The sequence below is a fragment of the Rahnella rivi genome (assembly GCF_019049655.1).
In the GTDB taxonomy this organism is placed as follows: Bacteria; Pseudomonadota; Gammaproteobacteria; order Enterobacterales; family Enterobacteriaceae; genus Rahnella; species Rahnella rivi.
The window spans coordinates 26,501-53,068 of the sequence record NZ_JAFMOX010000049.1 but is presented as its reverse complement, the minus strand read 5'-3'; the positions used below and the strand labels follow the sequence as shown (position 1 = coordinate 53,068).

Annotated in this window: 28 protein-coding genes; 11 read left to right on the top strand and 17 right to left on the bottom strand. The window is 52.7% G+C overall.

Going from position 1 to position 26,568, the window contains the following annotated elements; genetic code table 11:
* Positions 1–50: 50 nt before the first annotated feature.
* The 4 genes from grxC (at position 51) to cysE (ending at position 2,766) form a co-directional block, all read left to right on the top strand.
* A complete protein-coding gene (gene grxC / locus J1779_RS05355) occupies positions 51–302 on the top strand; it encodes a glutaredoxin 3 (RefSeq protein ID WP_056774530.1) in 252 nt (83 codons plus the stop codon).
* A gap of 63 nt (positions 303–365) precedes the next feature.
* The gene (gene secB / locus J1779_RS05350) at positions 366–836 is read left to right on the top strand and encodes a protein-export chaperone SecB (RefSeq protein WP_056774533.1); all 471 of its coding nucleotides are present in this window, start codon (positions 366–368) and stop codon (positions 834–836) included.
* On the top strand, positions 836–1,855 hold the full coding sequence (gene gpsA, locus J1779_RS05345) for an NAD(P)H-dependent glycerol-3-phosphate dehydrogenase (RefSeq protein WP_056774536.1): 1,020 nt from the start codon (positions 836–838) through the stop codon (positions 1,853–1,855). Before secB ends, gpsA begins: the two co-directional genes overlap by 1 nt.
* Before the next feature lie 89 nt (positions 1,856–1,944).
* A complete protein-coding gene (gene cysE, locus J1779_RS05340) occupies positions 1,945–2,766 on the top strand; it encodes a serine O-acetyltransferase (RefSeq protein ID WP_056774538.1) in 822 nt (273 codons plus the stop codon).
* Positions 2,767–2,815: 49 nt separating this feature from the next.
* On the opposite strand, the gene trmL is transcribed toward cysE, so the two are convergent.
* From trmL to cpxR, 3 genes are read right to left on the bottom strand one after another with little or no spacing between them, the layout of a single operon-like run.
* Complete coding sequence (gene trmL / locus J1779_RS05335; protein ID WP_056774541.1) at positions 2,816–3,289, bottom strand: tRNA (uridine(34)/cytosine(34)/5-carboxymethylaminomethyluridine(34)-2'-O)-methyltransferase TrmL; 474 nt, start codon at positions 3,287–3,289, stop codon at positions 2,816–2,818.
* 37 nt (positions 3,290–3,326) lie between these two features.
* On the bottom strand, positions 3,327–4,697 hold the full coding sequence (cpxA, locus tag J1779_RS05330) for an envelope stress sensor histidine kinase CpxA (RefSeq protein ID WP_056774544.1): 1,371 nt from the start codon (positions 4,695–4,697) through the stop codon (positions 3,327–3,329).
* The gene (cpxR, locus tag J1779_RS05325; RefSeq protein WP_056774547.1) at positions 4,694–5,395 is read right to left on the bottom strand and encodes an envelope stress response regulator transcription factor CpxR; all 702 of its coding nucleotides are present in this window, start codon (positions 5,393–5,395) and stop codon (positions 4,694–4,696) included. Before cpxR ends, cpxA begins: the two co-directional genes overlap by 4 nt.
* A gap of 151 nt (positions 5,396–5,546) precedes the next feature.
* On the opposite strand from cpxR, the gene cpxP reads away from it, so the two are divergent.
* From cpxP to J1779_RS05310, 3 genes are all read left to right on the top strand, one after another.
* Entirely contained in the window at positions 5,547–6,056 is a 510-nt protein-coding gene (gene cpxP, locus J1779_RS05320; protein WP_056774550.1) for a cell-envelope stress modulator CpxP, read from the top strand.
* Between the two features lie 345 nt (positions 6,057–6,401).
* The gene (gene pfkA, locus J1779_RS05315) at positions 6,402–7,388 is read left to right on the top strand and encodes a 6-phosphofructokinase (RefSeq protein ID WP_056774553.1); all 987 of its coding nucleotides are present in this window, start codon (positions 6,402–6,404) and stop codon (positions 7,386–7,388) included.
* 187 nt (positions 7,389–7,575) lie between these two features.
* On the top strand, positions 7,576–8,565 hold the full coding sequence (locus J1779_RS05310; protein WP_056774555.1) for a sulfate ABC transporter substrate-binding protein: 990 nt from the start codon (positions 7,576–7,578) through the stop codon (positions 8,563–8,565).
* Positions 8,566–8,636: 71 nt separating this feature from the next.
* On the opposite strand, the gene tpiA is transcribed toward J1779_RS05310, so the two are convergent.
* Together tpiA and J1779_RS05300 are read right to left on the bottom strand one after the other, a co-directional pair.
* On the bottom strand, positions 8,637–9,404 hold the full coding sequence (tpiA, locus tag J1779_RS05305) for a triose-phosphate isomerase (RefSeq protein ID WP_122097084.1): 768 nt from the start codon (positions 9,402–9,404) through the stop codon (positions 8,637–8,639).
* 127 nt (positions 9,405–9,531) lie between these two features.
* A complete protein-coding gene (locus J1779_RS05300; RefSeq protein ID WP_056774560.1) occupies positions 9,532–10,140 on the bottom strand; it encodes a DUF1454 family protein in 609 nt (202 codons plus the stop codon).
* A gap of 158 nt (positions 10,141–10,298) precedes the next feature.
* On the opposite strand from J1779_RS05300, the gene J1779_RS05295 reads away from it, so the two are divergent.
* A complete protein-coding gene (locus tag J1779_RS05295) occupies positions 10,299–10,721 on the top strand; it encodes a DUF805 domain-containing protein (protein WP_056774563.1) in 423 nt (140 codons plus the stop codon).
* A 14-nt stretch (positions 10,722–10,735) separates the two neighbouring features.
* On the opposite strand, the gene fpr is transcribed toward J1779_RS05295, so the two are convergent.
* A complete protein-coding gene (gene fpr, locus J1779_RS05290) occupies positions 10,736–11,482 on the bottom strand; it encodes a ferredoxin--NADP(+) reductase (protein ID WP_217203031.1) in 747 nt (248 codons plus the stop codon).
* A 297-nt stretch (positions 11,483–11,779) separates the two neighbouring features.
* Here fpr and emrD point away from each other — a divergent pair, with 297 nt between their 5' ends.
* Positions 11,780–12,973: a multidrug efflux MFS transporter EmrD gene (emrD, locus tag J1779_RS05285; protein ID WP_122097082.1), complete on the top strand. Its 1,194-nt coding sequence runs from the start codon at positions 11,780–11,782 to the stop codon at positions 12,971–12,973.
* A gap of 63 nt (positions 12,974–13,036) precedes the next feature.
* Here the strand turns inward: emrD and glpX are convergent, their stop codons facing one another.
* From glpX to J1779_RS05270, 3 genes are all read right to left on the bottom strand, one after another.
* Entirely contained in the window at positions 13,037–14,047 is a 1,011-nt protein-coding gene (gene glpX, locus J1779_RS05280) for a class II fructose-bisphosphatase (RefSeq protein WP_183850460.1), read from the bottom strand.
* Positions 14,048–14,189: 142 nt separating this feature from the next.
* Positions 14,190–15,713, bottom strand: a complete 1,524-nt coding sequence (glpK, locus tag J1779_RS05275; protein WP_056774575.1) for a glycerol kinase GlpK — start codon at positions 15,711–15,713, stop codon at positions 14,190–14,192.
* Positions 15,714–15,758: 45 nt separating this feature from the next.
* On the bottom strand, positions 15,759–16,607 hold the full coding sequence (locus J1779_RS05270; protein ID WP_217203030.1) for an MIP/aquaporin family protein: 849 nt from the start codon (positions 16,605–16,607) through the stop codon (positions 15,759–15,761).
* Between the two features lie 588 nt (positions 16,608–17,195).
* Here J1779_RS05270 and zapB point away from each other — a divergent pair.
* Positions 17,196–17,435: a cell division protein ZapB gene (gene zapB, locus J1779_RS05265; RefSeq protein ID WP_056774584.1), complete on the top strand. Its 240-nt coding sequence runs from the start codon at positions 17,196–17,198 to the stop codon at positions 17,433–17,435.
* A 63-nt stretch (positions 17,436–17,498) separates the two neighbouring features.
* Here zapB and rraA read toward each other — a convergent pair whose 3' ends face one another.
* The 7 genes from rraA to priA all read right to left on the bottom strand — a co-directional run bounded on the left by rraA (position 17,499) and on the right by priA (position 25,597).
* Positions 17,499–17,984 carry a ribonuclease E activity regulator RraA gene (gene rraA, locus J1779_RS05260; RefSeq protein WP_056774588.1) on the bottom strand — a complete coding sequence of 162 codons (486 nt, stop codon included), beginning with the start codon at positions 17,982–17,984 and terminating at the stop codon, positions 17,499–17,501.
* Between the two features lie 120 nt (positions 17,985–18,104).
* A complete protein-coding gene (locus tag J1779_RS05255) occupies positions 18,105–19,031 on the bottom strand; it encodes a 1,4-dihydroxy-2-naphthoate polyprenyltransferase (protein WP_136375876.1) in 927 nt (308 codons plus the stop codon).
* 98 nt (positions 19,032–19,129) lie between these two features.
* The gene (gene hslU, locus J1779_RS05250; RefSeq protein ID WP_056774596.1) at positions 19,130–20,464 is read right to left on the bottom strand and encodes an HslU--HslV peptidase ATPase subunit; all 1,335 of its coding nucleotides are present in this window, start codon (positions 20,462–20,464) and stop codon (positions 19,130–19,132) included.
* Between the two features lie 12 nt (positions 20,465–20,476).
* Complete coding sequence (gene hslV / locus J1779_RS05245; protein WP_056774599.1) at positions 20,477–21,007, bottom strand: ATP-dependent protease subunit HslV; 531 nt, start codon at positions 21,005–21,007, stop codon at positions 20,477–20,479.
* Between the two features lie 115 nt (positions 21,008–21,122).
* Positions 21,123–22,076, bottom strand: a complete 954-nt coding sequence (ftsN, locus tag J1779_RS05240) for a cell division protein FtsN (RefSeq protein WP_072158084.1) — start codon at positions 22,074–22,076, stop codon at positions 21,123–21,125.
* Between the two features lie 102 nt (positions 22,077–22,178).
* Positions 22,179–23,207: a DNA-binding transcriptional regulator CytR gene (gene cytR / locus J1779_RS05235; RefSeq protein ID WP_056774605.1), complete on the bottom strand. Its 1,029-nt coding sequence runs from the start codon at positions 23,205–23,207 to the stop codon at positions 22,179–22,181.
* A gap of 194 nt (positions 23,208–23,401) precedes the next feature.
* Positions 23,402–25,597: a primosomal protein N' gene (priA, locus tag J1779_RS05230; RefSeq protein ID WP_056774608.1), complete on the bottom strand. Its 2,196-nt coding sequence runs from the start codon at positions 25,595–25,597 to the stop codon at positions 23,402–23,404.
* A 202-nt stretch (positions 25,598–25,799) separates the two neighbouring features.
* On the opposite strand from priA, the gene rpmE reads away from it, so the two are divergent.
* Complete coding sequence (rpmE, locus tag J1779_RS05225; protein ID WP_072158085.1) at positions 25,800–26,012, top strand: 50S ribosomal protein L31; 213 nt, start codon at positions 25,800–25,802, stop codon at positions 26,010–26,012.
* Between the two features lie 168 nt (positions 26,013–26,180).
* Here the strand turns inward: rpmE and metJ are convergent, their stop codons facing one another.
* Positions 26,181–26,498 (bottom strand): met regulon transcriptional regulator MetJ, encoded by a 318-nt coding sequence (gene metJ / locus J1779_RS05220; protein ID WP_004392248.1) that lies wholly within the window; start codon positions 26,496–26,498, stop codon positions 26,181–26,183.
* Positions 26,499–26,568: the final 70 nt, after the last annotated feature.

Below are 26,568 nucleotides of genomic sequence, written 5' to 3'. Positions count from 1 at the left end.
CTCAGCCCAATCGCAACGGCATTAAAATCTACGACTTAGAGGTGGAACACATGGCTAAAATTGAAATCTACACCAAGGCAACCTGTCCTTATTGCCATCGTGCGAAAGCTTTGCTGAACAGCAAGGGCGCTTCATTCGATGAAATTGCCATTGATGGCGATGCAGATAAACGTGAAAAAATGATCGCCCGTAGCGGTCGTTCCACCGTTCCTCAGATTTTTATCGATGGACAGCACGTTGGCGGTTGCGATGATTTACATGCACTTGATGCACGCGGTGGCCTTGACCCGTTGCTGGGTTAATTTGGCGGCAGCGTATTTTCGTTAAGTGTTTAAAAGGACTATTAACTCAAGGGTACTACTCACATGTCAGAACAAAACAACACCGAGATGGCTTTCCAGATCCAACGTATTTACACCAAAGACATCTCTTTCGAAGCGCCAAATGCACCTCAGGTTTTCCAGCAAGACTGGCAACCAGAAGTGAAACTGGATCTTGATACCGCATCCAGCCAACTGGCTGAAGGCGTGTACGAAGTGGTATTGCGTGTAACAGTAACTTCTTCACTGGGCGACGAAACGGCGTTCCTGTGCGAAGTTCAGCAAGGCGGTATCTTCAGCATCTCCGGTATTGATGGCAACCAGATGGCACATTGCCTGGGCGCATATTGCCCGAACATCCTGTTCCCGTATGCCCGTGAGTGCATCACCAGCCTGGTTTCCCGCGGTACCTTCCCGCAACTGAATCTGGCACCTGTTAACTTCGACGCGCTGTTCATGAACTATCTGCAACAGCAAGCTGAAACCGAAGGTGCTGAACCACATCAGGATGCCTGATGAAAACCGTCAATGCGTCAATGACTGTAATCGGTGCCGGATCGTACGGCACCGCTTTAGCAATTACTCTTGCCAGAAATGGCCATCCCGTTGTGCTGTGGGGACACAATCCCGACCACATCAACGCCTTACAACGTGCCCGTTGTAATCAGGAATTCCTTCCTGATGTCCCTTTCCCTGACAATTTACTGCTTGAGACTGATCTGTCCGTCGCGTTAGCGGCCAGCCGGAATGTGCTGGTTGTTGTGCCGAGCCATGTGTTTGGTGATGTGCTGCGTCAGCTGAAACCACATCTGCGCCCTGATGCGCGAGTCGTGTGGGCGACGAAAGGTCTTGAAGCAGAAACCGGTCGGTTGTTGCAGGATGTCGCGCGTGAAGAGCTGGGTGATGCTATTCCGTTAGCGGTTGTCTCCGGCCCAACCTTCGCCAAAGAACTGGCGGCAGGTATGCCAACGGCAATTTCTCTGGCGGCGACCGATGCCAGTTTTGCCGAAGATTTACAGCAGTTGCTGCATTGCGGCAAAAGCTTCCGTGTCTACAGCAACCCTGATTTTATCGGTGTGCAGCTGGGCGGGGCGATTAAAAACGTGATTGCCATCGGAGCCGGGATGTCTGACGGTATTGGCTTTGGTGCCAATGCCAGAACGGCGTTAATCACACGTGGTCTGGCGGAAATGACGCGTTTAGGTTCCGCTTTAGGCGCCGATCCTGCCACCTTTATGGGCATGGCAGGTTTAGGTGATTTGGTGTTAACCTGCACAGACAATCAGTCCCGCAACCGCCGTTTCGGCATTATGCTGGGGCAAGGCAAGGATGTTCAGACCGCTCAGGACACCATCGGCCAGGTTGTTGAAGGTTATCGCAATACCAAAGAAGTACGGGCTCTGGCGCAGCGTAATAACGTTGAAATGCCGATCACGGAACAGATTTATCAGGTGCTTTACTGCGGTAAAGATGCCCGTGAGGCCGCAATCAGTTTACTTGCCCGTGCGAGCAAGGACGAAAAACACAGCCACTGACAGGCGAATGAGAAGAATAGCCACCTTGTTGGTGTTCCCGACAGGGCGGCTTTTTATTATCCGAACTTGCAAAGTCGTAAGGAACAGTGATGTCGTTAGAAGAATTAGAGCTGGTCTGGAATAACATTAAATCAGAGGCGCGAGCACTGGCTGAGTGTGAACCTATGCTGGCGAGCTTCTTCCACGCGACGTTACTTAAGCATGAAACCTTGGGCGGCGCGCTGAGCTACATCCTTGCCAACAAGCTGGGTAACCCGATCATGCCTGCGATGGCGATCCGTGAAGTTGTCGAAGAAGCCTATCGTAACGATGAACAAATGATCCTTTCTGCCGCGCGCGACATCCTGGCGGTGCATCAGCGCGATGCCGCCGTCGACAAATATTCCACCCCGCTGCTTTACCTGAAAGGGTTCCATGCGTTGCAGGCTTATCGCATCGGCAACTGGCTGTGGAAGCAGGACCGCAAAGCGCTGGCGATATATTTCCAGAATCAAATTTCCGTTTCCTTTGGCGTGGATATCCACCCGGCGGCACGCATTGGTTGCGGCATCATGCTCGACCATGCCACCGGGATTGTGATTGGTGAAACTGCCGTGGTAGAAAATGACGTTTCGATTCTGCAATCGGTCACACTCGGCGGTACCGGTAAAACTTGCGGCGACCGCCACCCGAAAATTCGTGAAGGTGTGATGATTGGCGCAGGCGCGAAAATTCTCGGTAACATTGAAGTTGGCGTGGGTGCAAAAATCGGTGCGGGGTCAGTGGTATTGCAGTCAGTACCCGCACACACCACCGCTGCAGGTGTGCCGGCACGCATCGTCGGCAGGCCGGAGAGCGAACGCCCTTCAATGGATATGGATCAGCACTTTAACGGTATTGTGCAGGGTTTCGAATTCGGAGATGGGATTTGACACTTTGATGGCATGCCTCTGCATGCCATTCTCTTCTCTTGCTGCCCCGTTATTCCTTCAGTAATGCGCCAGGGTATCCCAGCTGGCGCCACGCTTCATACACCACCACCGAAACGGCATTCGACAGATTCATGCTGCGGCTTTCTGCCAGCATTGGAATGCGGATTTTATGTCGGGCGGGCAGGTTATCTAAGATATATGCCGGAAGGCCGCGGGTTTCGGGGCCGAACACCAAAAAATCATTGTCCTGATAGCTGACGGCGCTGTGCGCGGGCGTACCTTTGGTGGTCAGTGCAAACAGGCGTTGTGGATTTTCGCTGCTGAGGAAGGCGTCGTAATTCGCATGATGTTTGATATTGGCGAATTCATGGTAATCCAGCCCGGCACGGCGCAGACGCTTATCGTCCCAGCCGAAACCCAGGGGTTCGATGAGATGAAGCTGACAGCCGGTATTGGCACAAAGGCGGATAATGTTGCCGGTATTTGGCGGGATTTCTGGTTCAAATAAAACGATGTTAAGCATGCGTCCCCCTGATAGAGGGACGCAGAATAGCAGAAACTTAACGCTGGTGCAGTGGCAGCCAGATAATCAGTCTCAGGCCACCCAACGGGCTGTCTTCCGCCCTGACCTTACCACGGTGCTGCTGAACGGCCGTATCGACGATAGCCAGGCCAAGCCCGGTACCGCCAGACTCGCGATCGCGCGCTTCATCAGTGCGATAGAACGGACGGAAAATCTGTTCACGGTCGGTTTCACTGACGCCAGGACCATCATCGTCTACGGTAATGGTGATCCCGTCACTGTCGTGGGCGAAATTCAGTGCGATATGGTGATGTGAATAACGCAGGGCGTTACGCACAATATTCTCCAGTGCACTGTCGAGAGCAGCCGCATTACCGATGAGTTTCCACGGACCCGGAGGTGACGTTACCTCCAGCGTTTTGCCCATTTGCTCGGCTTCAAACTGCGCATCGTCAATCACGCCAGCCCACAACTCATTGGCTTTCAGCGTTTCACGGGACAACTCATTCTTATGCTGACTGCGTGAAAGCACCAGTAAGTCATTGATCATGCTATCAAGACGCTGGGCTTCGTTTTCGATGCGTTGCAGCTCTTTACCTTCACCGTGACGACGGCGCATCAGCGCAGTAGCCAGTTGCAGACGCGTCAGAGGTGTGCGCAACTCATGCGAGATGTCCGAAATCAGGCGTTGCTGTGCCGTCACCATGCGTTCGAGCGCACTCACCATCTGATTAAAGCTGGCGCCGGTAGCGAGGAATTCCTGCGGCCCGGCTTCAAGCTCCGGATGCTGTTTCAGATTTCCCCGGGCCACGTCGTCTGCCGCATTTTTAAGCTTACGCGCCGGTTTTGCCAGACTCCACGCCAGCCAAAGTAGTAGCGGGGCGCTTATCAGCATGGTCACGATGAGCAGCAACAGTGGGCGGTCGAACATCAGATTGATGAAATCAGACTGAGAACTGCTGGCCGGGCGCATCAGATAGAGCTGGTAATTGTCTTCGCCGTCCCGAACTGAGAACGGGCCAACCATTTCAACACGACCGTATTTTTTCTTTTTCGGACGATCTGAGTTATCAGACTGACCGATAAAGTTACGCACAATCTGCATTTCATTGCGTTGTGCGCCTATCACACGACCTTCGCTGGTGACCAGCAGTAAACGCTGGCCGGGCGGAGCCCACTTATCAATTGCGCGAAACAATCTGCGCCACCACATCAAATCATTTGCCGGATCGTTCACCAGCTCAGCTTCGACGTGTTGTTCAATCATCAGGCCTTGCCGTTGTTCGTTATCGAGCAACGGCGTTATCTGGCGTGAATCGAGTTTCGGCACCATCAGTACCAACATTAACACCAGGGCTAATGTGAACCAGAAAATGGCAAAAATGCGTGCCGTAAGGCTGTTTATCATGAAGCAGAAACCATCAGATAGCCGCGTCCGCGCAAGGTTTTAAACCACGGATGTCCGTCCTGACGGTCGGGCAATTTACGGCGCAAATTCGAGATATGCATGTCAATCGCGCGGTCAAACGGCGTCAGACGTTTACCCAGCACTTCCTGACTCAGATGTTCACGGGAAACCACCTGGCCGAGATGTTTTGCCAGTAAATACAACAGGGTAAATTCGGTACCCGTTAAGTCCAGCGCCTCACCATCGAAGCTGGCTTCCTGACGCCCCGGGTTAAGTTGCAGGCCATCCACTTCCAGCGTAGGGGAACCGTTGTTCTCATTGGTTTGCTGTTGTTCACTCCAGTTGGAACGACGCAACATCGCCCGAATACGGGCAACCAGTTCACGGTCATTAAACGGTTTTGGCAGATAGTCATCGGCACCCAGTTCGAGGCCAAGAACACGGTCTAATTCACTGCCGCGAGCGGTTAACATAATCACCGGCGTCTGATGGCGCTGGCGTAATTCTTTAAGGGTTTCAATGCCGTTTTTCTTCGGCATCATGACGTCAAGCAACAGCAGATCGATGGTGTTATCAACTTTCTCTAATGCCTGCTCACCATCGTGAGCAACCACAACATTAAAGCCTTCCATTTCGAGCAATTCTTTCAAAAGTGAAGTCAGTTCACGGTCATCATCAACTAACAAAATTTTATTCATTGTATTTACCTCTAGACGCAAAATACGTCATCAATTGCCGCTATTCCATGACTTTACGTACTTTTACAAGCACTGACGCTTGTTTGCAGCAGCAGGTTTAGACTGCTTTTCAATGATTCGCGATAAGCGATAAAGACTTTAGGAGTGTGTGATGTTTAAGGCAGCTTCACTGGGTTTGGCCACGCTACTGACACTGGGTTCAGGTGTCGCTTTAGCAGAGGGTGCAAAACCGATGTCGGCGATGCCAGCAGAACATAATAGCACGATGTTGGAGAAGCCTCAGGATCGCAACACCATGTTTGATGGTGTAAATCTGACGGAGCAACAACGACAGCAAATGCGTGACCTCATGCATCAGGCGCGTAAAGATTTGCCTGATATTAATGTAGAACAGTTAGAAACAATGCACCGGCTGGTTACCGCTGAGAAATTCGATCAGCAGGCTGTTCGGGCGCAAGCCGAATTGATGGCTCAGGAGCAGGTGGATCGACAGGTTGAAATGGCCCGCATCCGCAATCAGATGTTTAATCTGCTGACGCCTGAGCAAAAAAACGTATTGAACCAGAAACACGAGCAGCGCATTAAACAAATGCAAATGCAGTTATCTGGCTTACAACCCTCTTCTGCCCAGAAGACGAGTAGTACCAGCACGACCGAGTAAGATCCCTGTTTTTCCTTGCCATAGACACCATCCCTGTCTTCCCCCACCGAAAGGTGGGGTTTTTTTTGTCCTGAGTTTGCCCTCTTTCTCATAAAGCTGAATTAACAAGCTGGAAATCTGTCTGTAACGAACGGGAAATATGTTGTAAAAGCCGTATGAATCAGTAAATTGCGAAGTACAGAGCGTTGTAAGCGAGTTCTTGCTGACTTGAATCAATTCAGCTCCGGTGTTTTGTTATACTATAGGCTCAAACGCTAATAAGCCCTTTGGCTGCTTAAAGTAAATTCGCCCAACAGGCAGGCTCAAAATTCTTAAGAAATTGCATCTACAAGTTCAGAGGTAGTCATGATCAAAAAAATTGGTGTACTGACAAGCGGTGGCGATGCCCCAGGCATGAATGCTGCGATCCGTGGCGTTGTGCGTGCGGCTTTATCGGCAGATTTGGAAGTTTTCGGTATTGAAGATGGCTACCTCGGCATGTATGAAAACCGCATGAGAAAACTGGACCGCTATAGCGTGTCAGATATGATCAACCGCGGTGGTACTTTCCTGGGTTCTGCGCGTTTCCCTGAGTTCCGTGATCCGGACATGCGTAAAGTTGCCCTGCAGAATATGAAAGATCGCGGTATCGACGGCCTGGTGGTGATCGGGGGTGATGGCTCCTACGCAGGTGCAGACCTGCTGACGAAAGAAGGCGGCATTCGTTGCATCGGCCTGCCAGGAACTATCGATAACGACGTAGCGGGTACCGACTACACTATCGGTTTCTTCACTGCTCTGGGTACTGTGGTTGAAGCGATTGACCGCCTGCGTGATACCTCCTCTTCACATCAGCGTATTTCTATCGTGGAAGTGATGGGCCGTTATTGCGGTGACCTGACTCTGGCAGCTGCCATTGCCGGTGGTTGCGAGTTTATCGCTATTCCTGAAGTTGAATTCAAACGTGATGATCTGGTTGCTGAAATTAAAGCCGGTATCGCGAAAGGTAAAAAGCACGCCATCGTTGCTATCACTGAAAAGTTAGATGATATCGATGAGCTGGCTAAATACATCGAGAAAGAAACCTGTCGTGAAACGCGTGGCACCGTATTGGGCCATATCCAGCGCGGTGGTGCGCCAGTCGCTTACGACCGTATCCTGGCTTCCCGCATGGGCGCTTATGCCGTCGACCTGCTGTTGGAAGAAGGCCGTGACTACACCCATGGCGGTTTCTGCGTCGGTGTTGAAAACGAGAAAATGGTTCATGAATTAATCTCTGTGTGTATTTCCCCAGAGAACAAGAAAAGTAAATTCAAAGAAGACTGGTACGACACAGCGAAAAAACTGTTCTAAAACAGAATTTTACTTGTGTGAAAGAGCCTCCTTAACGGGAGGTTTTTTTTGACCTGCTTTCTGGTTATTCCATAAAGTAATAGTAAAAAACCTTTTATTCTTTATTCGTTTTCTTTTTCTCTGGCAGGCTCTCTTCATCAGACCAAACAAATGAAATTCATAGAAACTACTTCTGGGAGAGAGTGCGATGCGTAAATGGGGTGCAGGCCTGGCTTTACTGCTGGTAGCAACAGGGGCGATTGCCAAAGACATTCAGATTCTGAACGTGTCGTACGATCCAACCCGCGAATTCTATGAGCAATACAATAAAGCCTTCAGCAAATACTGGCTGGGAAAAACCGGCGACACGGTCACAGTACGCCAGTCTCACGGCGGCTCGGGCAAGCAGGCCACTTCGGTCATCAATGGTATTGAAGCAGATGTTGTGACCCTGGCACTGGCCTATGATGTTGATGCGATTGCTGAACGTGGTCGCATCGATAAGAACTGGATCACCCGGTTGCCGGATAACTCCGCGCCTTACACCTCCACCATTGTGTTCCTGGTGCGTAAGGGCAACCCGAAACAAATTCATGACTGGAATGATTTGATCAAACCGGGCGTGTCAGTGATTACGCCGAACCCTAAAACGTCAGGCGGCGCACGCTGGAACTATCTGGCTGCGTGGGGTTATGCCCTGCATCACAACAATAATGACAAAGCCAAAGCGCAGGACTTTGTGAAAGCGCTGTATAAAAACGTTGAAGTGCTGGATTCCGGCGCCCGTGGCGCAACCAACACTTTCGTTGAGCGCGGTATCGGTGATGTGCTGATCGCATGGGAAAACGAAGCGCTGCTGGCGACCAAGGAAGTCGGCAAAGACAAGTTTGAAATTGTGACACCGAGTGAGTCAATCCTGGCTGAACCGACAGTTTCTGTGGTGGATAAAGTGGTCGACAAGCGTGACAGTCGCACCGTAGCGGACGCTTATCTGAAATACCTGTATTCACCGGAAGGCCAAACTATCGCGGCGGAAAATTATTATCGTCCACGTGACCCTGAAGTAGAGAAAAAGTTTGCGTCTGAATTCCCTAAACTGAAGCTGTTCACCATTGATCAGGTTGCAGGCACCTGGGCTCAGGCGCAGAAAGAGCACTTCGCGACTGACGGGATTTTCGACCAAATCTCTAAGCGTTAATGCCGAGCAGTAAATTCAGGCAATAAAAAACCCCGGCGTGCCGGGGTTTTTTGTGCGCGAAAGAAACAGGCTTACGCTTGTTTAGCTTCAGCTGCCGCTTTAACGATCACAGCGAAAGCATCTGCTTTCAGTGACGCGCCGCCAACCAGTGCACCGTCGATGTCTGGCTGAGTGAACAGTTCTGCCGCGTTAGCCGCGTTAACAGAACCGCCGTACTGGATGATCACTTGTTCAGCAACCGCAGCGTCTTGTTTTGCAACGTGGTCACGGATGAACTTGTGTACAGCCTGAGCCTGGGCAGGCGTGGCTGATTTGCCGGTACCGATCGCCCATACGGGTTCGTAAGCGATAACCGCACCTTCGAACGCTTTTGCGCCCAGGGTGGTCAGAACGGCGTCCAGTTGTTTAGCGCAAACGGCTTCAGTCTGACCCGCTTCGTTTTCTGCTTCAGTTTCGCCGATGCACAGAACAGGGATCAGGCCAGCGTCTTTCAGCACGCCGAATTTCTTGGCGATGAACTCATCGCTTTCTTTGTGGTAAGTGCGGCGTTCTGAGTGACCGATGATGATGTATTTCGCACCGATATCTTTCAGCATGTCGGCAGAGATTTCACCGGTGAATGCGCCGGACAGGTTAGCGTCAACGTTCTGAGCGCCCAACGCAATGCGGCTGCCAGCCAGAGCGTGTTTAGCCTGTGACAGGTAAACTTCTGGTGGAGCAATCGCAACGCCACAACCTTCGACCGTGCTCAGTTCAGTGCGCAGAGCAGCAATCAGTTCGTTAACCATGTGGGTGCTACCGTTGAGCTTCCAGTTACCCATCACTAATGGATGTCGCATGTTTTTTCCTCCAAAAGGGGACGCGAATGTCGATTAAAATTTCTGCCAAACAAGCAGATTACCTGTGCAACAGTATAGAGATCATTGAAGATAAAGGCTTTGCTTTTCGTCATTAAAAACCGTCATCTCATGGCTCAGCCAGGGCCAGCTTGACCGGCTCAACGGCAAACGTCAGGCCTTTTTCGCCATTATCCGAAACCACAAAACGGACCGCGCCAACTTCCTGCTGATAAAACTGCTGGCCTTTCCCTTTTTGGATCAACGACGCCACTTTTGCCACGCTTTGCTCTGTCGAAAGGGTGGCATCAAACTGGCGCATCAGGTTAGCCATATAGCTCATCGCCAGAGTGCGGGCGGCCTTTTCTTCTGCCCCCTGGATAGGAAGATAAGTGATTTGCAGCGTTTTGATTTTACCGGTGCCTTTTTCCAGTGCAGTAGAGGCATACAGATTTTCATTAATTTTACTGGCCGCGCGGGTCAGAGGGCTGTTGGCCGCTTTTTCATTTATCGAGCGGAATTCACCAATCTGTTGCGTTGGATTGGCTTCATTGTACTTTGCCCGAAAGTTGATCAGGGTTGTTTCGAACGTCGGGGCGCCGGCCAAAAGGTAAGGTGCTTTCGGCATCTCTTCTGCGCCAGAATGTTCAGCGGGCGGATCGGCAAGGGCAATGTTCGGGCCTGCGAGCGTCAGCAAAACCGGTAGCGCCAGAGATAAAATGGATTTTGCAGCATTCATAGTATTTTTCTTATCCTCTCTGTATAGACCGATTAAAGCGGGGATCAGGGGGTAATGTCAAAAGGAGACCGTAAACATTCTCATGGCGGCGATCGCTGGGTTACACTCGCTCCGGCTTCACTTTTTACTCCCATTGTCTTCTACGGAACTGATTGTCAATGACGTTACAGCACGCACTGTTTTCTTTTAATGGCCGCATGGGCCGACGGGATTTTTGGCTCTGGATGGTCAGCTGGCTGATTCTGATGGCGGCAGATTTTTTCTTTGCTGCACAGGGATGGGTCACCTATCAGTCTGCCGGATTTGCACTGGTGGTTTTACTGTGGCCGACCGCCGCTGTGCTGGTGAAAAGGTTGCATGACCGTAATAAATCGGCATGGTGGGCGCTGCTGTTTGTGCTGGCATGGATGCTGGTGGCCGGAAACTGGGCGGCAGCGATGCCGCAGACATGGAGCTGGGTATTAGGCCGTCTGGCGCCTTCGGTGATTTTCATCATGCTGATCGTCGACTGTGGCGCTTTCGTGGGGACGCCGGGCACAAATCGCTTTGGCCCGGAGCCGGACGAGGTCAAATTCAAATAACGTTGCGGCGAAACCTACCAGTAATGTTCGCTGGTCATATGGCCCGGTTTACGTTTCAGGTGTTTGCGCATGCCCCGGGTATCTTTCAAAACCTGCTGGGTATCGCGCACCATCTGAGGATTTCCGCACAGCATAACGTGGCTGTCTTCCGCTGACATTTTCAGGCCAACGGCTTCCTCGAGCGCACCGCTTTCAATCAGCGCCGGTACGCGGCCAGACAGTGAACCTGAGATTTCTTCGCGGCTGACGACGGTTTGAATGCGCAGCTTGCCCTCATAACGGCGTTGTAGTTCCTGCATCAGAGGCAAATAGCTGAGATCGGCGGAGAAACGCGCAGCGTGAACCAGAACGATGTGTTTAAAACGTTCCAGCCCCTGGCCCTCCTGCAAAATGGACAGATACGGCCCGATGGCGGTGCCGGTGGCCAGCATCCACAGCTGGTCACATTCCGGAATTTCATCAATCACGAAAAATCCTGCGGCCTCTTTGGTGATCTGAATCTCGTCGCCGGGCTGCATGACGTGCAGTTTAGGGCTGAGCTTTCCTTCCGGCACGTTGACCAGATAGAACTCCAAATCAGCGCTGGAAGGGGGATTTACATAGGAATAGGCGCGCTGTACCCGCTCGCCGCCTATCTCCAGAGAGAGTTTCGCAAACTGACCTGCGGTAAAAGGATCGGCTGGCGCATTGACCGTGATGCTGAACAAATTATCCGTCCAGTGCTCAACTTTTGTGACTTTTCCCGTGACCCAGTCAGCCATAAAAACTCCCGTCTTTTTTGATTACCGAATGTAGGTGCTGATTTTATTTCAATTTTTTCCGATCCCTTATCGGTTAAATGTTATCAGCCTGTTCCTCTGCCGTTATCTGCTGTCGAAATTCGTACACTGTGCGTTACACCAGTGGCTCCCCTTGCTGCCAGCCGTTGCACCGGAGAGTTTGCCGCAACACTCGCTTATTCATCTTAATTTGTTAACTTATGCGCCGCCGTAAGATAAACGGATTTACCGGTTATTTATTCTGCACTTTCCCTACTCCATTTGATAATGAACTGAAAAATGAAAAATCTGGAAAACATTCACCTGCTGGTAATGTTGATTTTGCTGGTGGCCGTCGGTCAGATGGCGCAAACCATTTATGTGCCGAATATCGCCGATATGGCGACCAGTCTGTCGGTTAAACCCGGCGCGGTGCAGCGGGTGATGGCCGCGTATCTGATCACCTACGGGGCTTCGCAGCTGGTCTATGGGCCACTGTCAGACAACATTGGTCGCAAGCCGGTGATCCTGGCCGGGTTGATGGTTTTTCTGGTGGGTGCCGCGGGCGCGATGATGTCCTCCAGCCTCAATATGCTGATCGTGGCCAGTGCGGTGCAGGGAATGGGAACCGGCGTAGCGGGCGTCATGGCGCGGACAATGCCGCGTGACCTTTACAGTGGTGGTGCGTTACGCCACGCCAACAGTTTGCTGAATATGGGGATTCTTATCAGCCCGTTGCTTGCGCCGGTGATTGGTGGCGCGCTGTCTGCATGGTTAGGCTGGCGCGCCAGCTTTGGTTTTCTGCTGATGCTTTGCGCAGGCGTTGCATTTTCAATGTACCGCTGGTTGCCGGAAACCCGTCCTGAATTCACTGCTGACCATCAGCCTCGTAAAATGCTCAGCAGTCTGCGCTTGCTGCTGGCGGACGGTAACTTCAGTCGTTATCTGGTGATGCTGGTGGGTGCGCTGGCCGGTGTGGCGGTGTTTGAGGCCAGCTGTGGCGTGCTGATGGGCGGCGTTCTAGGGCTGAGCGGCGTCATGGTCAGTATTCTGTTTATTCTGCCGATCCCGGCGGCATTTTTTGGCGCCTGGTATGCCGGTCGGTCTGAGAAAAGTTTCCAGCAGCTCATGTGGCATTCTGTGATCAGCTGTCTGCTGGCGGGCCTGACGATGTGGATCCCCGGCTGGCTGGGCATCATGAACATCTGGACGTTGATCGTTCCGGCCTCCCTGTTCTTCTTTGGTGCAGGGATGTTATTCCCGCTGGCGACCACCGGCGCGATGGAGCCTTTCCCGTATCTCGCCGGTGCGGCCGGTGCGCTGGTGGGCGGATTACAAAATATGGGATCGGGGCTGGTGGCATGGTTATCGGCGATGTTGCCGCAAACCGGTCAGTTCAGTCTGGGGTTGCTGATGTTTGCGATGTCGTTACTGATTTTGCTGTGCTGGTGGCCGATGTCGAATCGTCTTCAGGAGCAAGGGCATAGGGTTTAAGCCTCTCCCCAGGTGAAAAAAAAGCAGAGCCAGGTGCTCTGCTTTTGCCTTTCTTGTCTCGCGTCAGATGATAAACGCGTGCAATGCGGCGTCTTTACGGTCGAGATAATGCGTCGAACGTATACGACGGATGGTGCGGGATTTACCCCGGATCAGCAGCGTTTCGGTCGTCGCCATATTTCCCTGACGGCTGATGCCTTCCAGCAGATCACCTTTGGTAATGCCGGTCGCAGAGAAAATCACGTTGTCATTACGCGCCATATCATCCAGCTGCAGCACTTTGCCTGCTTCAATGCCCATCGCCTGACAGCGTGTCAGCTCTTCTTCGCCTATGCGGCGGTTTTCCGGGGTATCGCCTTTCACGTCATGGCGTGCCAGTAAGCGGCCCTGCATGTCACCGTCCAGCGCGCGGATCACTGCGGCGGAAATCACCCCTTCCGGCGCGCCGCCGATGCCATACAACACATCAACTTCACTGTCCGGCATGCAGGTGAGAATAGTGGCTGCCACATCGCCGTCCGGGAAGGCAAAAACCCGCACACCGGCCGCCAGCATTTCACGAATCGCCTCGTCGTGACGCGGTTTCGCCAGCACGGCTACGGTCAGCTCGGTCAGCGGTTTGTTCAGCGCCCGGGCAACATTTGCGAGGTTTTCCGCCAGCGTCAGTTCCAGATTAATCGCGCCTTTTGCGCCGGGCCCGACGGCGATTTTTTCCATGTACATATCCGGCGCATTGAGGAACGAGCCTTTATCGCCGACGGCCAGCACGGCCAGTGCATTGGATTGCCCCATTGCCGTCATGCGGGTACCTTCAATAGGATCGACGGCGATATCCACGGCATCGCCGCGGCCTGTTCCGACTTTTTCGCCGATATACAGCATTGGCGCTTCGTCAATTTCCCCTTCGCCAATCACGATGGTGCCATCGATATCGACGTTATTAAGCATGATGCGCATCGCCTGAACGGCGGCGTTGTCAGCGAGGTTTTTATCGCCACGGCCAAGCCATTTATACCCAGCCAGGGCGGCCGCTTCGGTCACGCGGGAGAACTCGATTGCTAATTCACGTTTCATTGGAAAGCCTGTAGGAAGAAAAAAGAGATCGGTGAGGCAAAGGCTCATCTGTGCGGGGATTTTAGCACAATGGGAAAGGCGCATAAAAAAACTCCCCAGCGGGGAGTTTTTTAGGACGGTGTTGGCGAAAAAAAAGCGGCGATTACTCGTCGTGATCTTCCCATGAACGAACGCGTGCCACGGCTTTTTGCCAGCCTTTGTAGCGTACATTACGTTCTGTGGTTTCAATGCTTGGGCGGAATTCACGTTCGATGGTCGCTTTGCTGCGCACTTCGTCCAGATCGTTCCAGAAACCGACGGCCAGCCCGGCAAGGAAAGCAGAACCCAGCGCGGTGACTTCAAGAACGGCAGGGCGCTCAACGCGGGTACCGAGAATGTCTGACTGGAATTGCATCAGGAAGTTGTTCGCTACCGCACCGCCATCCACGCGCAGAGACTGCAGGCGGGTACCGGAATCAGCCTGCATGGCATCGAGCACGTCACGCGTCTGATAGGCGATAGACTCCAGCGTTGCACGGATGATGTGGTTGCTGTTTGCACCACGGCTCAGACCGAAGATCGCACCACGGGCATACGGGTCCCAGTAAGGGGCGCCAAGGCCGGTGAAGGCAGGCACCACATACACGCCGTTGGTGTCTTTCACTTTGCTGGCGAAATATTCGGAGTCTGTGGCATCGCTGATCAGTTTCAGTTCGTCGCGCAGCCACTGAATGGAGGCACCCCCGACGAATACCGCACCTTCCAGCGCATAGTTCACTTCGCCTCGCGGACCACAGGCAATCGTCGTCAGCAGGCCATTTTTGGAGGTTACCGCTTCTGTGCCGGTGTTCATTAGCAGGAAGCAGCCAGTACCATAGGTATTTTTCGCCATACCCGGTTGTACGCACAGTTGACCATACAGCGCGGCCTGCTGGTCACCGGCGATACCGGCGATAGGAATACGCGTACCGCCTTTACCCCCGATGTTGGTCTGACCGTAAATTTCAGAAGAAGGGCGAACTTCCGGCAGCATGGCGCGCGGAATATCCAGCACTTCCAGCATACGTTCATCCCATTCCAGATTATGAATGTTGAACATCATGGTACGCGAGGCGTTAGTGTAATCAGTAACGTGAACACGTCCCTGAGTCATTTTCCACACCAGCCAGGTATCCACGGTGCCGAACAACAGTTCGCCGCGTGCAGCGCGTTCACGGGAACCTTCAACGTGGTCGAGGATCCATTTCAGTTTGGTACCAGAGAAGTACGGGTCAACCACCAGACCGGTGTTATGACGGATGTACTCTTCCATCCCGTCTTTCTTCAGCTTTTCACAGATGTCAGCAGTACGACGGCATTGCCACACAATCGCGTTATAAATCGGCTTGCCGGTTTCTTTTTCCCACACGATGGTGGTTTCACGCTGGTTGGTGATACCGATACCGGCGATCTGATCGGAGTTGATGTCGGCTTTCGCCAGCACTTCCACCAGCACCGAGCTTTGGGAAGACCAGATTTCCATCGGGTCATGTTCCACCCAGCCGGATTTCGGGTAGATCTGGGTGAATTCGCGCTGTGAAACGCTGACGATGTTGGCATCGTGATCCAGAACTACGGCGCGTGAGCTGGTTGTACCCTGATCAAGTGCGACGATGTATTTTTTTTCGTGAGTCGTATCTGCTGACATAATTTTCATCCTGCGAATAAGTTAGCTTTGGAACAGTTTAGCCGATCAGGCTTTACGCTGTTTGGAAGGCTGAGGCGCTTTTTCATCTGCAATATCATTGATCTGATGTGGCAGATGACGACCAATCAACGCTTTGTACGCGATGGCACCGAGTGAAGCGCCGAGCAGCGGGCCAAAAATCGGAACCAGGAAGTAAGGAATATCACGTGCACCGGTGAAGGCGACTTTGCCCCAGCCAGCGAAGTAAGCGAACACTTTCGGACCGAAATCACGCGCCGGGTTCAGTGCGAAGCCGGTTAACGGACCCATTGAAGCACCGATAACCGCGATCAGAATACCGATCAGCAGCGGAGCCAGCGGGCCGCGTGGAATGCCGTTGCCGTCATCCGTCAGGCCGAGGATCAACGCCATCAGAATGGCAGTGATCACCGTTTCAACCAGGAAGGCCTGCACTACGCTGATGTGCGGGTTTGGATAGGTGGAGAAGATACCGGCCAGATCCAGACTTTCGACACTGCCGCGCACCATATTATGGCTTTGCTCGAAATCGAAGAACAGGTTGTAGTAAAGACCGTAGACCAGCGCTGCGGCACAGAAGGCACCGGCGACCTGCGCCACGATGTATGGCAGAACTTTGCGTCCTTCAAAGTTTGCAAACAAACATAACGCGACGGTCACCGCCGGGTTCAGGTGTGCGCCTGAAATCGCTGCGGTCAGGTAGATGGCCATTGCCACACCCAGACCCCAGATAATGCTAATTTCCCACTGGCCAAAGGTAGCACCGGCCAGTTTCATTGCTGCGACACAACCCGCACCAAAGAAAATGATAAGCCCGGTACCCAGAAACTCAGCGATGCACTGACCTTTTAATGTGGAACTCATGGTTTGGCTCATAGTTGGATCCTGCTAAGGATGATGTTAATGGTTAGTTATAGTTTTTCTGTTATGCGTACGTGAACGTAATCGGATTTTGCCGTTCATCATTAAATGAGAACGTAATGTGAATTTATCGTTAACGAGCATAAACGAGAAATAGCGAAATCAATTTTTGTGTGTTGTGTCATAAAAATGAGCGATTTCGCGTGTTGAAAGGTCCTGCCGACCGGTAAAAAGCCCATGCCGTGACATTCCGGTGAAGGCTGTGAAGCTAAACGCGCATGTCAGATGGCGCTCAGGGTATTCGGTATTCGCTGAGATTTCTGGAGGGTGACTCTGCTTTTTAAGCATTTCCTGATACTCAGCCCGTCAAAATTGCAACAGACTGCGTGCAGAGAGGGGTTCTTGGTAGACAGGGCAAGGCTGGCTACATACAATCACTCGTTAAGACACCCGCCGTTTTTTTGAAATCCCGGTGAAGTTCAAACGTTATTGCGATTTGAATTTATTATAGAAATCGGCGAAGTGCAGGAATTTTTTGAGCCGTGTCCGGACGATGCGGCAGAACATAAGATGTGCGCCTTGCGAACATAAGGGGACCGAAAAATGTCATTTGAAGTATTTGAGAAACTAGAAGCTAAAGTTCAGCAAGCGATCGATACCATTACTCTGTTGCAGATGGAAATCGAAGAACTGAAAGAGCAAAACAACACCTTGTCTCATGAAGTTCAGCAGGCGAGTGGTAATCACGAGTCGCTGGTGCGCGAAAACGCACAGCTGAAAGAAGAGCAACACGTCTGGCAGGATCGTCTGCGTGCACTGTTGGGAAAAATGGAAGAAGTCTAACGGCTTCATTTTCCAAATAAAAAAGGACGCCCAGGCGTCCTTTTTTGTTGCTGTAAGCGAAGGTTATTCGATATCGAGCGGGTCTTCTGACAGGATGATACCGGTGTTATCAGCATACAAGTGGTCGCCGGAGAAGAAGGTCACGCCGCCGAAATTAACACGAATGTCGCTTTCGCCGATCCCCTCACTGCCTGCGCCAGCCGGAATGGCTGCCATAGCCTGAATGCCAAGGTCGAGCTCTTCCAGGTCATCCACCTGACGAACCGCACCGTAAATCAAAATGCCTTCCCATTCGTTTTGCAATGCCTGACGTGCCAGACCGGCATCAAGTAATGCACGACGAACAGAACCGCCGCCATCGACCACCAACACGCGGCCACGACCATTCTCTTCCAGCAGGTCATAAAGCAAGCCATTGTCTTCGAAACACTTCACTGTCGTGATTTGCCCGCCAAATGAAGTACGGCCACCAAAGTTGGAGAACAGGGGTTCGACAACATTCACTTCTTCATGGTAGATATCGCAAAGTTCGGAAGTATCGTATTTCATAGGATTTCATCTGGTTGCTGCATGAACGTTCAGTATATCCCTTATCGGCGGATGTTGGCAAAATCATCAATTGTTAAATGTGAAAAGTGACCCGATTAGCGCACGCCCGGCCACTTTTCTTCAATTCAGTAACAGACCCACTGCAAACAATACGTTAGTCAGTAACGCAGCTTTTACCATGTGCTCCAGCAGGGGGCGTACTTCCATTGAGGTTTTTGCGCGATTTACCCGGCGGATATGGATTGCCAGCACAGGTACGGCCAGAAGAAACAGCCAGCCGGTCCAGTGATGCAGATATACGGCAGAGAATACCGCAAGACAAATTGCGGCGGCAGTCAGAATCACCGTGTGATAACGACGCGCATTGACCGGCCCCAGACGGACGGCCAGCGTGTTCTTGCCATTGGCGCTGTCGGTGTCGATATCACGCAGGTTGTTAATGTTGAGCACCGCAGTGGAGAGCAGGCCGGTCGCCGTCGCTGGCAGCATCACAATCCAGTCGAAGTATCCCGCCTGCAAATAGAACGTACCGGCAACGCTTATCCAGCCAAAGAAAATCAGCACAGAAATATCACCGAGGCCCATATAACCGTAAGGGCGCGTCCCCACGGTATAGGTGATTGCCGCGCCAATCGACAGCAGCCCGAGGATCAGAAAACCGACTACGTCGCTGGGTTTATGACAGGCCACGGCGATCAGCGCGACGCCACAAATAATGGTCAGCGCGATGGTGAGCATAATCGCGTGTTTCATTTGTGACGCGGTAATCATCCCTTTTTGCATGCCGCGCAAAGGCCCGACGCGATCAGGCGTATCGCTGCCTTTTTCGGCATCGCCATAATCATTCGCCAGATTGGACAGGATTTGCAGACACCCGGCGGTGAGCAGCGCCAGCAACGCCGTCAGCGGATGGAAAACGCCTTGCAGGCTGGCAATGGCCGAACCCATCACGATAGAGGCAAAAGCCAGAGGCAGCGTTTTGGGACGCAGGCTTTCGAGCCAGGCGCGGGCGGGCGTCGTCGGAGTGCAGGGAGTCATAGTGCTCATAGATGGATTCGCTCAGGTGAACAAGTCAGTCCGAAATCTAAAAAAAATCAGGGAGGCAAACGCCTCCCTGAAGATCACTTTCGGAACGTATGAGCAAATTATAAGATAAAACGGCTCAGATCTTCATCAGCTACCAGCTGATCAAGGTGGCTCCTAACATAATCTGCATCAATGTTTATGGAAATACCGTTGCTTTCGCTCGCGTCGTAAGAGATATCTTCCATCAGACGCTCAAGAACCGTATGCAAACGACGGGCACCAATGTTTTCGGTGGTTTCGTTGACCTGCCATGCGGCTTCGGCGATACGGCGGATACCGTCAGCGGTGAAATCAATGGTGACGCCTTCGGTCGCCATCAATGCTTTGTACTGATGAGTCAGCGAAGCACTCGGTTCGGTCAGAATGCGTTCGAAGTCTTCAGTCGACAGCGCCTGCAGTTCAACACGAATAGGCAGACGCCCCTGCAGTTCAGGGATCAAATCTGACGGGCTGGCAGTCTGGAACGCACCGGAAGCGATAAACAGGATGTGATCTGTTTTCACCATGCCGTGTTTGGTAGAGACTGTGCAGCCTTCCACCAGCGGCAGCAGGTCGCGCTGCACACCTTCGCGCGAAACATCCGGGCCGGAGCTCTGGCCGCCGCGTTTACAGATTTTGTCGATCTCATCGATAAACACAATACCGTGCTGCTCGACGGCTTCGATCGCCTGTTCTTTCAGATCTTCCGGATTCACCAGTTTTGCCGCTTCTTCTTCAACCAAAAGCTTGTAGGCTTCTTTGATTTTCAGTTTGCGCGGTTTTTGTTTCTGCCCGGCCATGTTCTGGAACATGGACTGAAGCTGGTTCGTCATCTCTTCCATGCCCGGCGGGGACATGATTTCCACGCCCACAGGACCGGAAGCCAGACTGATTTCAATTTCTTTGTCGTCGAGCTGGCCTTCACGCAGTTTTTTGCGGAAATTCTGGCGCGCGGCAGAAGGTTCCTGGGTTTCGTCTGCCTGGCCCCAGTTGTTTTTCGCCGGCGGGATCAGCACATCCAGAATACGTTCTTCGGCCAGTTCTTCGGCGCGGAAACGGTTCTTTTCGATGGATTGCAGGCGCACCATTTTCACGGCGGAGTCGGTCAAATCGCGGATAATAGAATCCACTTCTTTACCGACATAACCGACCTCGGTGAATTTGGTCGCTTCGACTTTGATGAACGGTGCGTTCGCCAGTTTCGCCAGACGGCGGGCGATTTCGGTTTTACCCACACCGGTCGGACCGATCATCAGAATGTTTTTCGGGGTGACTTCATGGCGCAGCGCTTCGTCGAGCTGCATGCGACGCCAGCGGTTACGCAGGGCAATGGCCACGGCACGTTTCGCTTTGTCCTGGCCAATGATGTAGCTGTCTAGTTCGCTGACGATCTCGCGCGGGGTCATCTCAGACATAATTTTCGATCCTTACGCTTTAGAAGACAATTCTTCGATGGTGTGGAATTGGTTGGTGTAGATGCAGATGTCACCGGCGATACTCAGCGATTTTTCCACGATGTCGCGGGCGCCCAGCTCTGAATTTTCCAGCAGTGCGCGGGCTGCTGCCTGTGCATACGGGCCACCGGAACCAATGGCGATCAGATCGTTTTCTGGCTGAATAACATCACCGTTGCCGCTGATGATAAGCGACGCGTTTTCATCGGCGACGGCCAGCAGCGCTTCGAGACGGCGCAGCATACGGTCAGTACGCCAGTCTTTCGCCAGTTCTACGGCCGCTTTCACCAGATGACCCTGATGCATTTCCAGCTTGCGCTCGAACAGCTCAAACAGCGTGAACGCATCCGCTGTACCGCCAGCAAAGCCCGCGATCACTTTATCGTTATACAGGCGACGTACTTTTTTGACGTTGCCCTTCATGACGGTATTTCCCAATGTGGCCTGGCCATCACCACCGATAACGACCTTGCCGTTGCGGCGTACACTTACAATTGTTGTCACGAGCGGTTCCTCGTTGCAGACGGGAAAGATCCCCGCAGGCTTGTGGGACACGCTGGGTGTCTCACAAGCTTACGAGGCATATTGAAAGTATAGATTGGGGAAGGATTACGGGTTTTCAACCCCCGGTTGCGAGGGGAATGCAACCGGAGATGCCTGCGTTCTTCAGGCGGGCTAAGGTGCTGTCGGCACCGGAACGATTGTTATAAGGGCCGATCACCACACGATTCCAGCCACCGCCGGTCGTGATACGGCCTTCAAAACCTTCAAAGGCCAGCTTCGCGCGCTGAGATTCTGCCTGCTCGGTACCGTGGAAAGAACCGCACTGAACCATAAAGCGCTGGGTCTTTTCCTGCTCTTTAGGTTTCTCCGGCGTCACCTGTGTGATGGCGGCCGGTTGCTGTGTTTTAGGCTGTTCTTTCACGGTTTCTTTCGGCACAGGTTTAGGTTTCTGCTGTACCGGTTGTGTCTGAGCCTGAGCCTGCGGTGCGCGTACTGGCTGCGTTTGCGGCGTGTACGCAGGTTGTTGCTGAACCTGGCGCGGCTGAGTCTGCACCGGCTGCTGCTGTGCATAGGTCGGTTGCTGCTGCTGTTGCTGAACCTGACGCTGCGCAGGTGCCGTCGGCGTACGCGTGACCTGATTTGGATCGTTATACGGCACTTCAGACAGCTGTGTCGGCGTCTGGCGCATATCGGCCTGCATTTGCTCGAGCAACTGGCGCTGTTCCGGCGTCAGCTGAGTTTTGGATTCCACCTGACCACCCGCCGTCGGTTCTGTCGGCGTGGTCACACCCATCTGGCGGTTTTCCAGTTCTTTAATATAACGCCAGCGTTCTTCAGGCTTAGGAGGCAATCCATTACCCGGACGGACAGGATGCGTTGGCACCACGACCGCTTCTTCATGCTTATTGTGAGCAATAAAATAGAGGCCACCGACAAACACCACCAGCACCGCAACGGCTAACACCACCATGGTTTTGGAGATCGTTGTGGAATTGCGTTTTTTACTCCGGCTGGTACTTTTCCGCCGCGCTCCTGAGCGCCCACGGCTTACATAGTCTTTCTGTGCCACTATCGTTTCGCTGTGTCGTGATGATTAAAGAAGAAGTGCGTCATGTTACTTAACCCTGAACATTTACTGAAATTAAAACTTCATGGTGGGATAAAAAATGACTCACGCTTTGGGCGCCGCAGTACTTTCACGCACGATGAGTTCGCTGTCGAGCAGCAGTGAACCGTTTTGTACCGGATTTCCCTGCAACTGCTCGAGTAATAATAACATGGCCTGACGACCCAGCTGGAACCTTGGCTGCGCCACGGTGGTCAGCGGAGGATCGGTGAACTGGCTGGCCTTAATGTCATCGAAGCCGACAATCGACAGATCTTGCGGAATACGCAGCCCCATTTTCTTTGCCTGGAACATGGCGCCAATCGCCATCACATCGTTGTGACAGAAAATCGCCGTCGGCGGTGTTGGCAGTGACATCAGCTCTGTCAGCGCCAGCGCGCCTGACTCATAGCTGAAATCACCATGAACGGTCAGAGCGCTCTCGACGCTCATGCCATTACGACGCAACGCCTGAATATAACCTTGTGAACGGTACTGGCACAGCGGCATATGTTTCGGCCCGGCGATACAGGCAATTCGCTGATGACCCAGCTTCAGAAGATAATGTACGGCTTCAAATGCGGCAGTCAGGTTATCAATGTGAACGGTCGGCAGTTCAAGTTCCGGGGCAAATTCATTGGCCATCACCATCGGCGGCAAATTTCGCTGTTCTTCTTTACTGGCATCGAAAGGTAAATCCGAGCCGAGCAGCAGCATGCCGTCAATTTGTTTGGTGATGATCAGATTGATAAAGGTTTTTTCTTGCTGGTTCTGGTGAGCGCAATCGCCGATCAGCACCAGATAGCCACTTTGCGCGGCGGTGCGTTCGATCCCCTGGATCAAATCTGCAAAAAACGGATCGCAGATGTCCGGGACGATCACCAAAATTGTGCGTGATTCGTTGCGTTTTAAATTGCGCGACATGGCATGGGGCGAATAGCCCACGGCCATGACGGCCTGATCCACTTTCTGACGGGTGGAAGCGGAAACTTTTTCCGGATTCATTAACGCGCGGGATACCGTTGCTGTTGAAACGCCTGCCTGTTCAGCCACATCTTTCATTGTCGCGGCGGGTAATTCTTTCTTGTGCTCCAACGCATCTCTCCTTGCAACTGCATCAAACGGACACGACAACATCAACATTCCTCACCTGCTACCCCTGCGTGCTGTGTAGCTCATCACATTCTAAACAGAATGTGAGTAGGATTTGTTACCTAATTTGCATTAAAAGTGTGATGCAGATGCTTTTTTTCGATCCACCCCGCAGAAAAACCGGGGCTACCTGCGGATTAGCTGTCAATCGGATCCACATCCAGCGTCCATTTCACTTTTCTGGCCTGAGGAAGGCTGGCGATAAGTGGCTGAGAACTCTTGATCAGATGCTGTAAAACCCGGCGGGAAGGGTGCTGCAATAACAGCTGCCAGCGGAAGCGTCCGTTACGTTTGGCGGCAAGCGCCGGAACCGGCCCCAAAATCCACAGCGAATCATCTTTCAGGGGGCTGGATTCCAGAAGATTACGTAACTGCTGGAGGAACAGCGCCGATTGCTGATTATCATGATCTTCAGAGCGAATCAGAATATGGCTGGTATAAGGCGGCAGGAAGACGCTTTTACGCTCAGCAAGCGTCTGCCGGGCAAATTCGTCGTAGCCTTTTTGCAACAGGACCTGCAAGAGCGGGTGTTCAGGATGATGAGTTTGCAGCACCACTTCGCCCTGTTTACCGGCGCGGCCTGCGCGTCCTGAAACCTGCGTATAGAGCTGGGCAAATCGCTCGGCAGAACGAAAATCCGCTGAGAACAGTGCGCCGTCGACGTCTAATAAAGACACCAGTGTGACGTCCGGGAAGTGATGCCCTTTCGCCAGCATTTGCGTACCGATAAGAATACGTGCACCGCCGCGATGGATTTCATTCAGATGCAGTTCCAGCGAGCCTTTACGGCTGGTGGTATCGCGGTCGATGCGGGTGATGGGCGTATCGGGAAAGAGCGGGGCCAGCTCATTTTCCAGCTGTTCCGTACCGACGCCCACCGAAACCAATTGCGTCGAGCCGCAGTGCGGGCACTGGTGCGGCACCGCACGCTGGCTGTCGCAATGGTGGCAGCGTAACTGCCGCTGGTTCTGGTGGATCGTATAATAGTGGTCGCAGCGCTGACATTCGGCAATCCAGCCGCATTCATGGCACAGCAGGGCAGGCGCATAGCCACGGCGATTGAGAAACAGCATCACCTGATTATCGGCTTTCAGATGCTCATGCATCTTTTGGATCAGCGGCTGCGATAACCCGACTTTCAGCTGCATTCCTTTCAGATCGAGCAAATTCTGGCGGGCGAGTTTGGCGTTACCGGCCCGTTTGGTCAGTTTCAGCTGGCGATATTTCCCCAACTCGACGTTGTGCAACGTTTCCAGCGCAGGTGTGGCCGAGCCCATGATAATCGGAATATTTTCGGCATGGGCACGGTAGACCGCCAGATCACGGGCGTGATAGCGCCAGCCTTCCTGCTGCTTATAAGAGCTGTCGTGTTCTTCATCAATAATGATCACCCCGAGGCGGGCGAAAGGCGTAAATAAAGAAGAACGCGTGCCGATGACGATCCCCGCTTCACCGTTACGTGCACGCAGCCAGACGGCAAGACGTTCGCTGTCATTGAGGCCGGAATGCAGGACATCAACCGGCGCACTGAAACGCTCCCTGAAGCGGGCAATAGTCTGCGGCGTCAGGCCGATTTCCGGCACCATCACCAGCGCCTGCCGCCCCTGTTCGAGAATATTTTCCAGCACGCTGAGATACACTTCGGTTTTGCCCGAACCCGTCACCCCGGCCAGCAGCCAGGCGGAAAACTGCTGATCTTCGCTGCGGATAGCACCGACGGCAGTGGCCTGCTCGGTGTTAAGCCGCAAACGCTCGCCCACGACTGAGAAATCTTTGCGCCAGTCCGCTGCATCGGGCGCGATACTGCGTAAATCGGTCAGCCCTTTGGCGCGCAATGCCTGCAATGCGGTATCCGTGAGATCAAGATCGGCGACCTGATGGCGATACACCGGCTTTTGCATCAGCGCGGCCATCGCCTGTTGCTGCTTTGGCGCACGCTTCAGGCTGTCGAGCGGGGTCGCGCGGCCTTGTTCAGTGGCAAACCACTGCCACAACGGCGTCAGTTCAGCGGGTTTTCCCTGGCGCAATAATACCGGCAGCGCGTGGAACAGCACTTCACCAATCGGAAAATGGTAATAATCGGCAGCCCAGAACAGAATGCGCCACAGGTCGGGAGTAAAGAGGCTGGTACGGTCGAGGACCTCACGCACCGGTTTCAGCTTCTCCAGGCCAAACTCGCTGGAATCGCTGATCTTCGTGACAATGCCAATTGCATCGCGTTTACCAAAAGGCACACTGACCCGGCAACCCTGCGTGACCTGCATGTCGGGCGGCAATAAATAATCAAAAGTACGGGCAAGCGGAACAGGTAAAGCAACGTGGGCAACAGGCATCGGGGGTCCAGACTTTAAAAAAATGACGAGATAGTGTACACTGAGTCCTTCGAAATGCATGAACATGATTGCGCGGTTCTCAGAGATTCTGTATGATTCGCCGCCTTTGGTGCATTTCGTACTCAAAGCCTATCATCCACTACGCGTGGTGTCTGACGGAACAGGGTTGGATAGCGACGCGGCCTTAAGAAGAGGTTTTCCCATGAAACAAGGTATTCACCCTAAATACGTAGAAATTACTGCAAACTGCTCATGCGGTAATGTTATCAAAACTCACTCAACTGTGGGTCACGATCTGAACCTGGACGTTTGTGGCGAATGTCACCCGTTCTACACTGGTAAGCAACGTGAAGTCGCTACCGGTGGCCGTGTTGACCGCTTCAACAAGCGTTTCAGCATGCCAAGCAGCAAGTAATATTGCTGGCTTGAGAGCAAAAAAAGGCGCCGATGGCGCCTTTTTTGTTGCCTGCAGTTTCACTTCCCGCCAGACAAACCTTCCTGATCACGACTCAGCGTTAATCATCACAGACACTGAAACCCGCACAATCGTCCGCACGGGTATGTTCAGCAGCACTCAGCGCTATCAATATTCCCAGGTATCAGGATCCACACCCAGTTCACGCATCAGGATCTTCGCCGCTTCCGGGATTTCGTCACTGCGTTCTTTACGCAGGTCTTCGTCATTCGGTAAAGGCTGACCGGTAAAGGCGTGCAGGAAAGCCTCGCACAATAATTCACTGTTGGTCGCGTGACGCAGGTTATTCACCTGGCGACGAGTGCGTTCATCGGTGAGGATTTTGAGGACTTTCAGCGGAATGGATACCGTAATTTTCTTAACTTGTTCGCTTTTCTTACCGTGTTCAGCGTAAGGGCTGACATATTCGCCGTTCCACTCAGCCATGGGACACCTTAAATTTATCAAAAAATAAAATTCTGAAAACCCGGTGATTATGCCCGATTTTCACTGTTCT

Excerpts from the sequence above, each read along its gene's own strand:
- grxC (WP_056774530.1), top strand. The coding sequence starts at position 51 with ATGGCTAAAATTGAAATCTACACCAAGGCAACCTGTCCTTATTGCCAT.
- secB (WP_056774533.1), top strand. The coding sequence starts at position 366 with ATGTCAGAACAAAACAACACCGAGATGGCTTTCCAGATCCAACGTATT.
- gpsA (WP_056774536.1), top strand. The coding sequence starts at position 836 with ATGAAAACCGTCAATGCGTCAATGACTGTAATCGGTGCCGGATCGTAC.
- cysE (WP_056774538.1), top strand. The coding sequence starts at position 1,945 with ATGTCGTTAGAAGAATTAGAGCTGGTCTGGAATAACATTAAATCAGAG.
- trmL (WP_056774541.1), bottom strand. The coding sequence starts at position 3,289 with ATGCTTAACATCGTTTTATTTGAACCAGAAATCCCGCCAAATACCGGC.
- cpxA (WP_056774544.1), bottom strand. The coding sequence starts at position 4,697 with ATGATAAACAGCCTTACGGCACGCATTTTTGCCATTTTCTGGTTCACA.
- cpxR (WP_056774547.1), bottom strand. The coding sequence starts at position 5,395 with ATGAATAAAATTTTGTTAGTTGATGATGACCGTGAACTGACTTCACTT.
- cpxP (WP_056774550.1), top strand. The coding sequence starts at position 5,547 with ATGTTTAAGGCAGCTTCACTGGGTTTGGCCACGCTACTGACACTGGGT.
- pfkA (WP_056774553.1), top strand. The coding sequence starts at position 6,402 with ATGATCAAAAAAATTGGTGTACTGACAAGCGGTGGCGATGCCCCAGGC.
- J1779_RS05310 (WP_056774555.1), top strand. The coding sequence starts at position 7,576 with ATGCGTAAATGGGGTGCAGGCCTGGCTTTACTGCTGGTAGCAACAGGG.
- tpiA (WP_122097084.1), bottom strand. The coding sequence starts at position 9,404 with ATGCGACATCCATTAGTGATGGGTAACTGGAAGCTCAACGGTAGCACC.
- J1779_RS05300 (WP_056774560.1), bottom strand. The coding sequence starts at position 10,140 with ATGAATGCTGCAAAATCCATTTTATCTCTGGCGCTACCGGTTTTGCTG.
- J1779_RS05295 (WP_056774563.1), top strand. The coding sequence starts at position 10,299 with ATGACGTTACAGCACGCACTGTTTTCTTTTAATGGCCGCATGGGCCGA.
- fpr (WP_217203031.1), bottom strand. The coding sequence starts at position 11,482 with ATGGCTGACTGGGTCACGGGAAAAGTCACAAAAGTTGAGCACTGGACG.
- emrD (WP_122097082.1), top strand. The coding sequence starts at position 11,780 with ATGAAAAATCTGGAAAACATTCACCTGCTGGTAATGTTGATTTTGCTG.
- glpX (WP_183850460.1), bottom strand. The coding sequence starts at position 14,047 with ATGAAACGTGAATTAGCAATCGAGTTCTCCCGCGTGACCGAAGCGGCC.
- glpK (WP_056774575.1), bottom strand. The coding sequence starts at position 15,713 with ATGTCAGCAGATACGACTCACGAAAAAAAATACATCGTCGCACTTGAT.
- J1779_RS05270 (WP_217203030.1), bottom strand. The coding sequence starts at position 16,607 with ATGAGCCAAACCATGAGTTCCACATTAAAAGGTCAGTGCATCGCTGAG.
- zapB (WP_056774584.1), top strand. The coding sequence starts at position 17,196 with ATGTCATTTGAAGTATTTGAGAAACTAGAAGCTAAAGTTCAGCAAGCG.
- rraA (WP_056774588.1), bottom strand. The coding sequence starts at position 17,984 with ATGAAATACGATACTTCCGAACTTTGCGATATCTACCATGAAGAAGTG.
- J1779_RS05255 (WP_136375876.1), bottom strand. The coding sequence starts at position 19,031 with ATGAGCACTATGACTCCCTGCACTCCGACGACGCCCGCCCGCGCCTGG.
- hslU (WP_056774596.1), bottom strand. The coding sequence starts at position 20,464 with ATGTCTGAGATGACCCCGCGCGAGATCGTCAGCGAACTAGACAGCTAC.
- priA (WP_056774608.1), bottom strand. The coding sequence starts at position 25,597 with ATGCCTGTTGCCCACGTTGCTTTACCTGTTCCGCTTGCCCGTACTTTT.
- rpmE (WP_072158085.1), top strand. The coding sequence starts at position 25,800 with ATGAAACAAGGTATTCACCCTAAATACGTAGAAATTACTGCAAACTGC.
- metJ (WP_004392248.1), bottom strand. The coding sequence starts at position 26,498 with ATGGCTGAGTGGAACGGCGAATATGTCAGCCCTTACGCTGAACACGGT.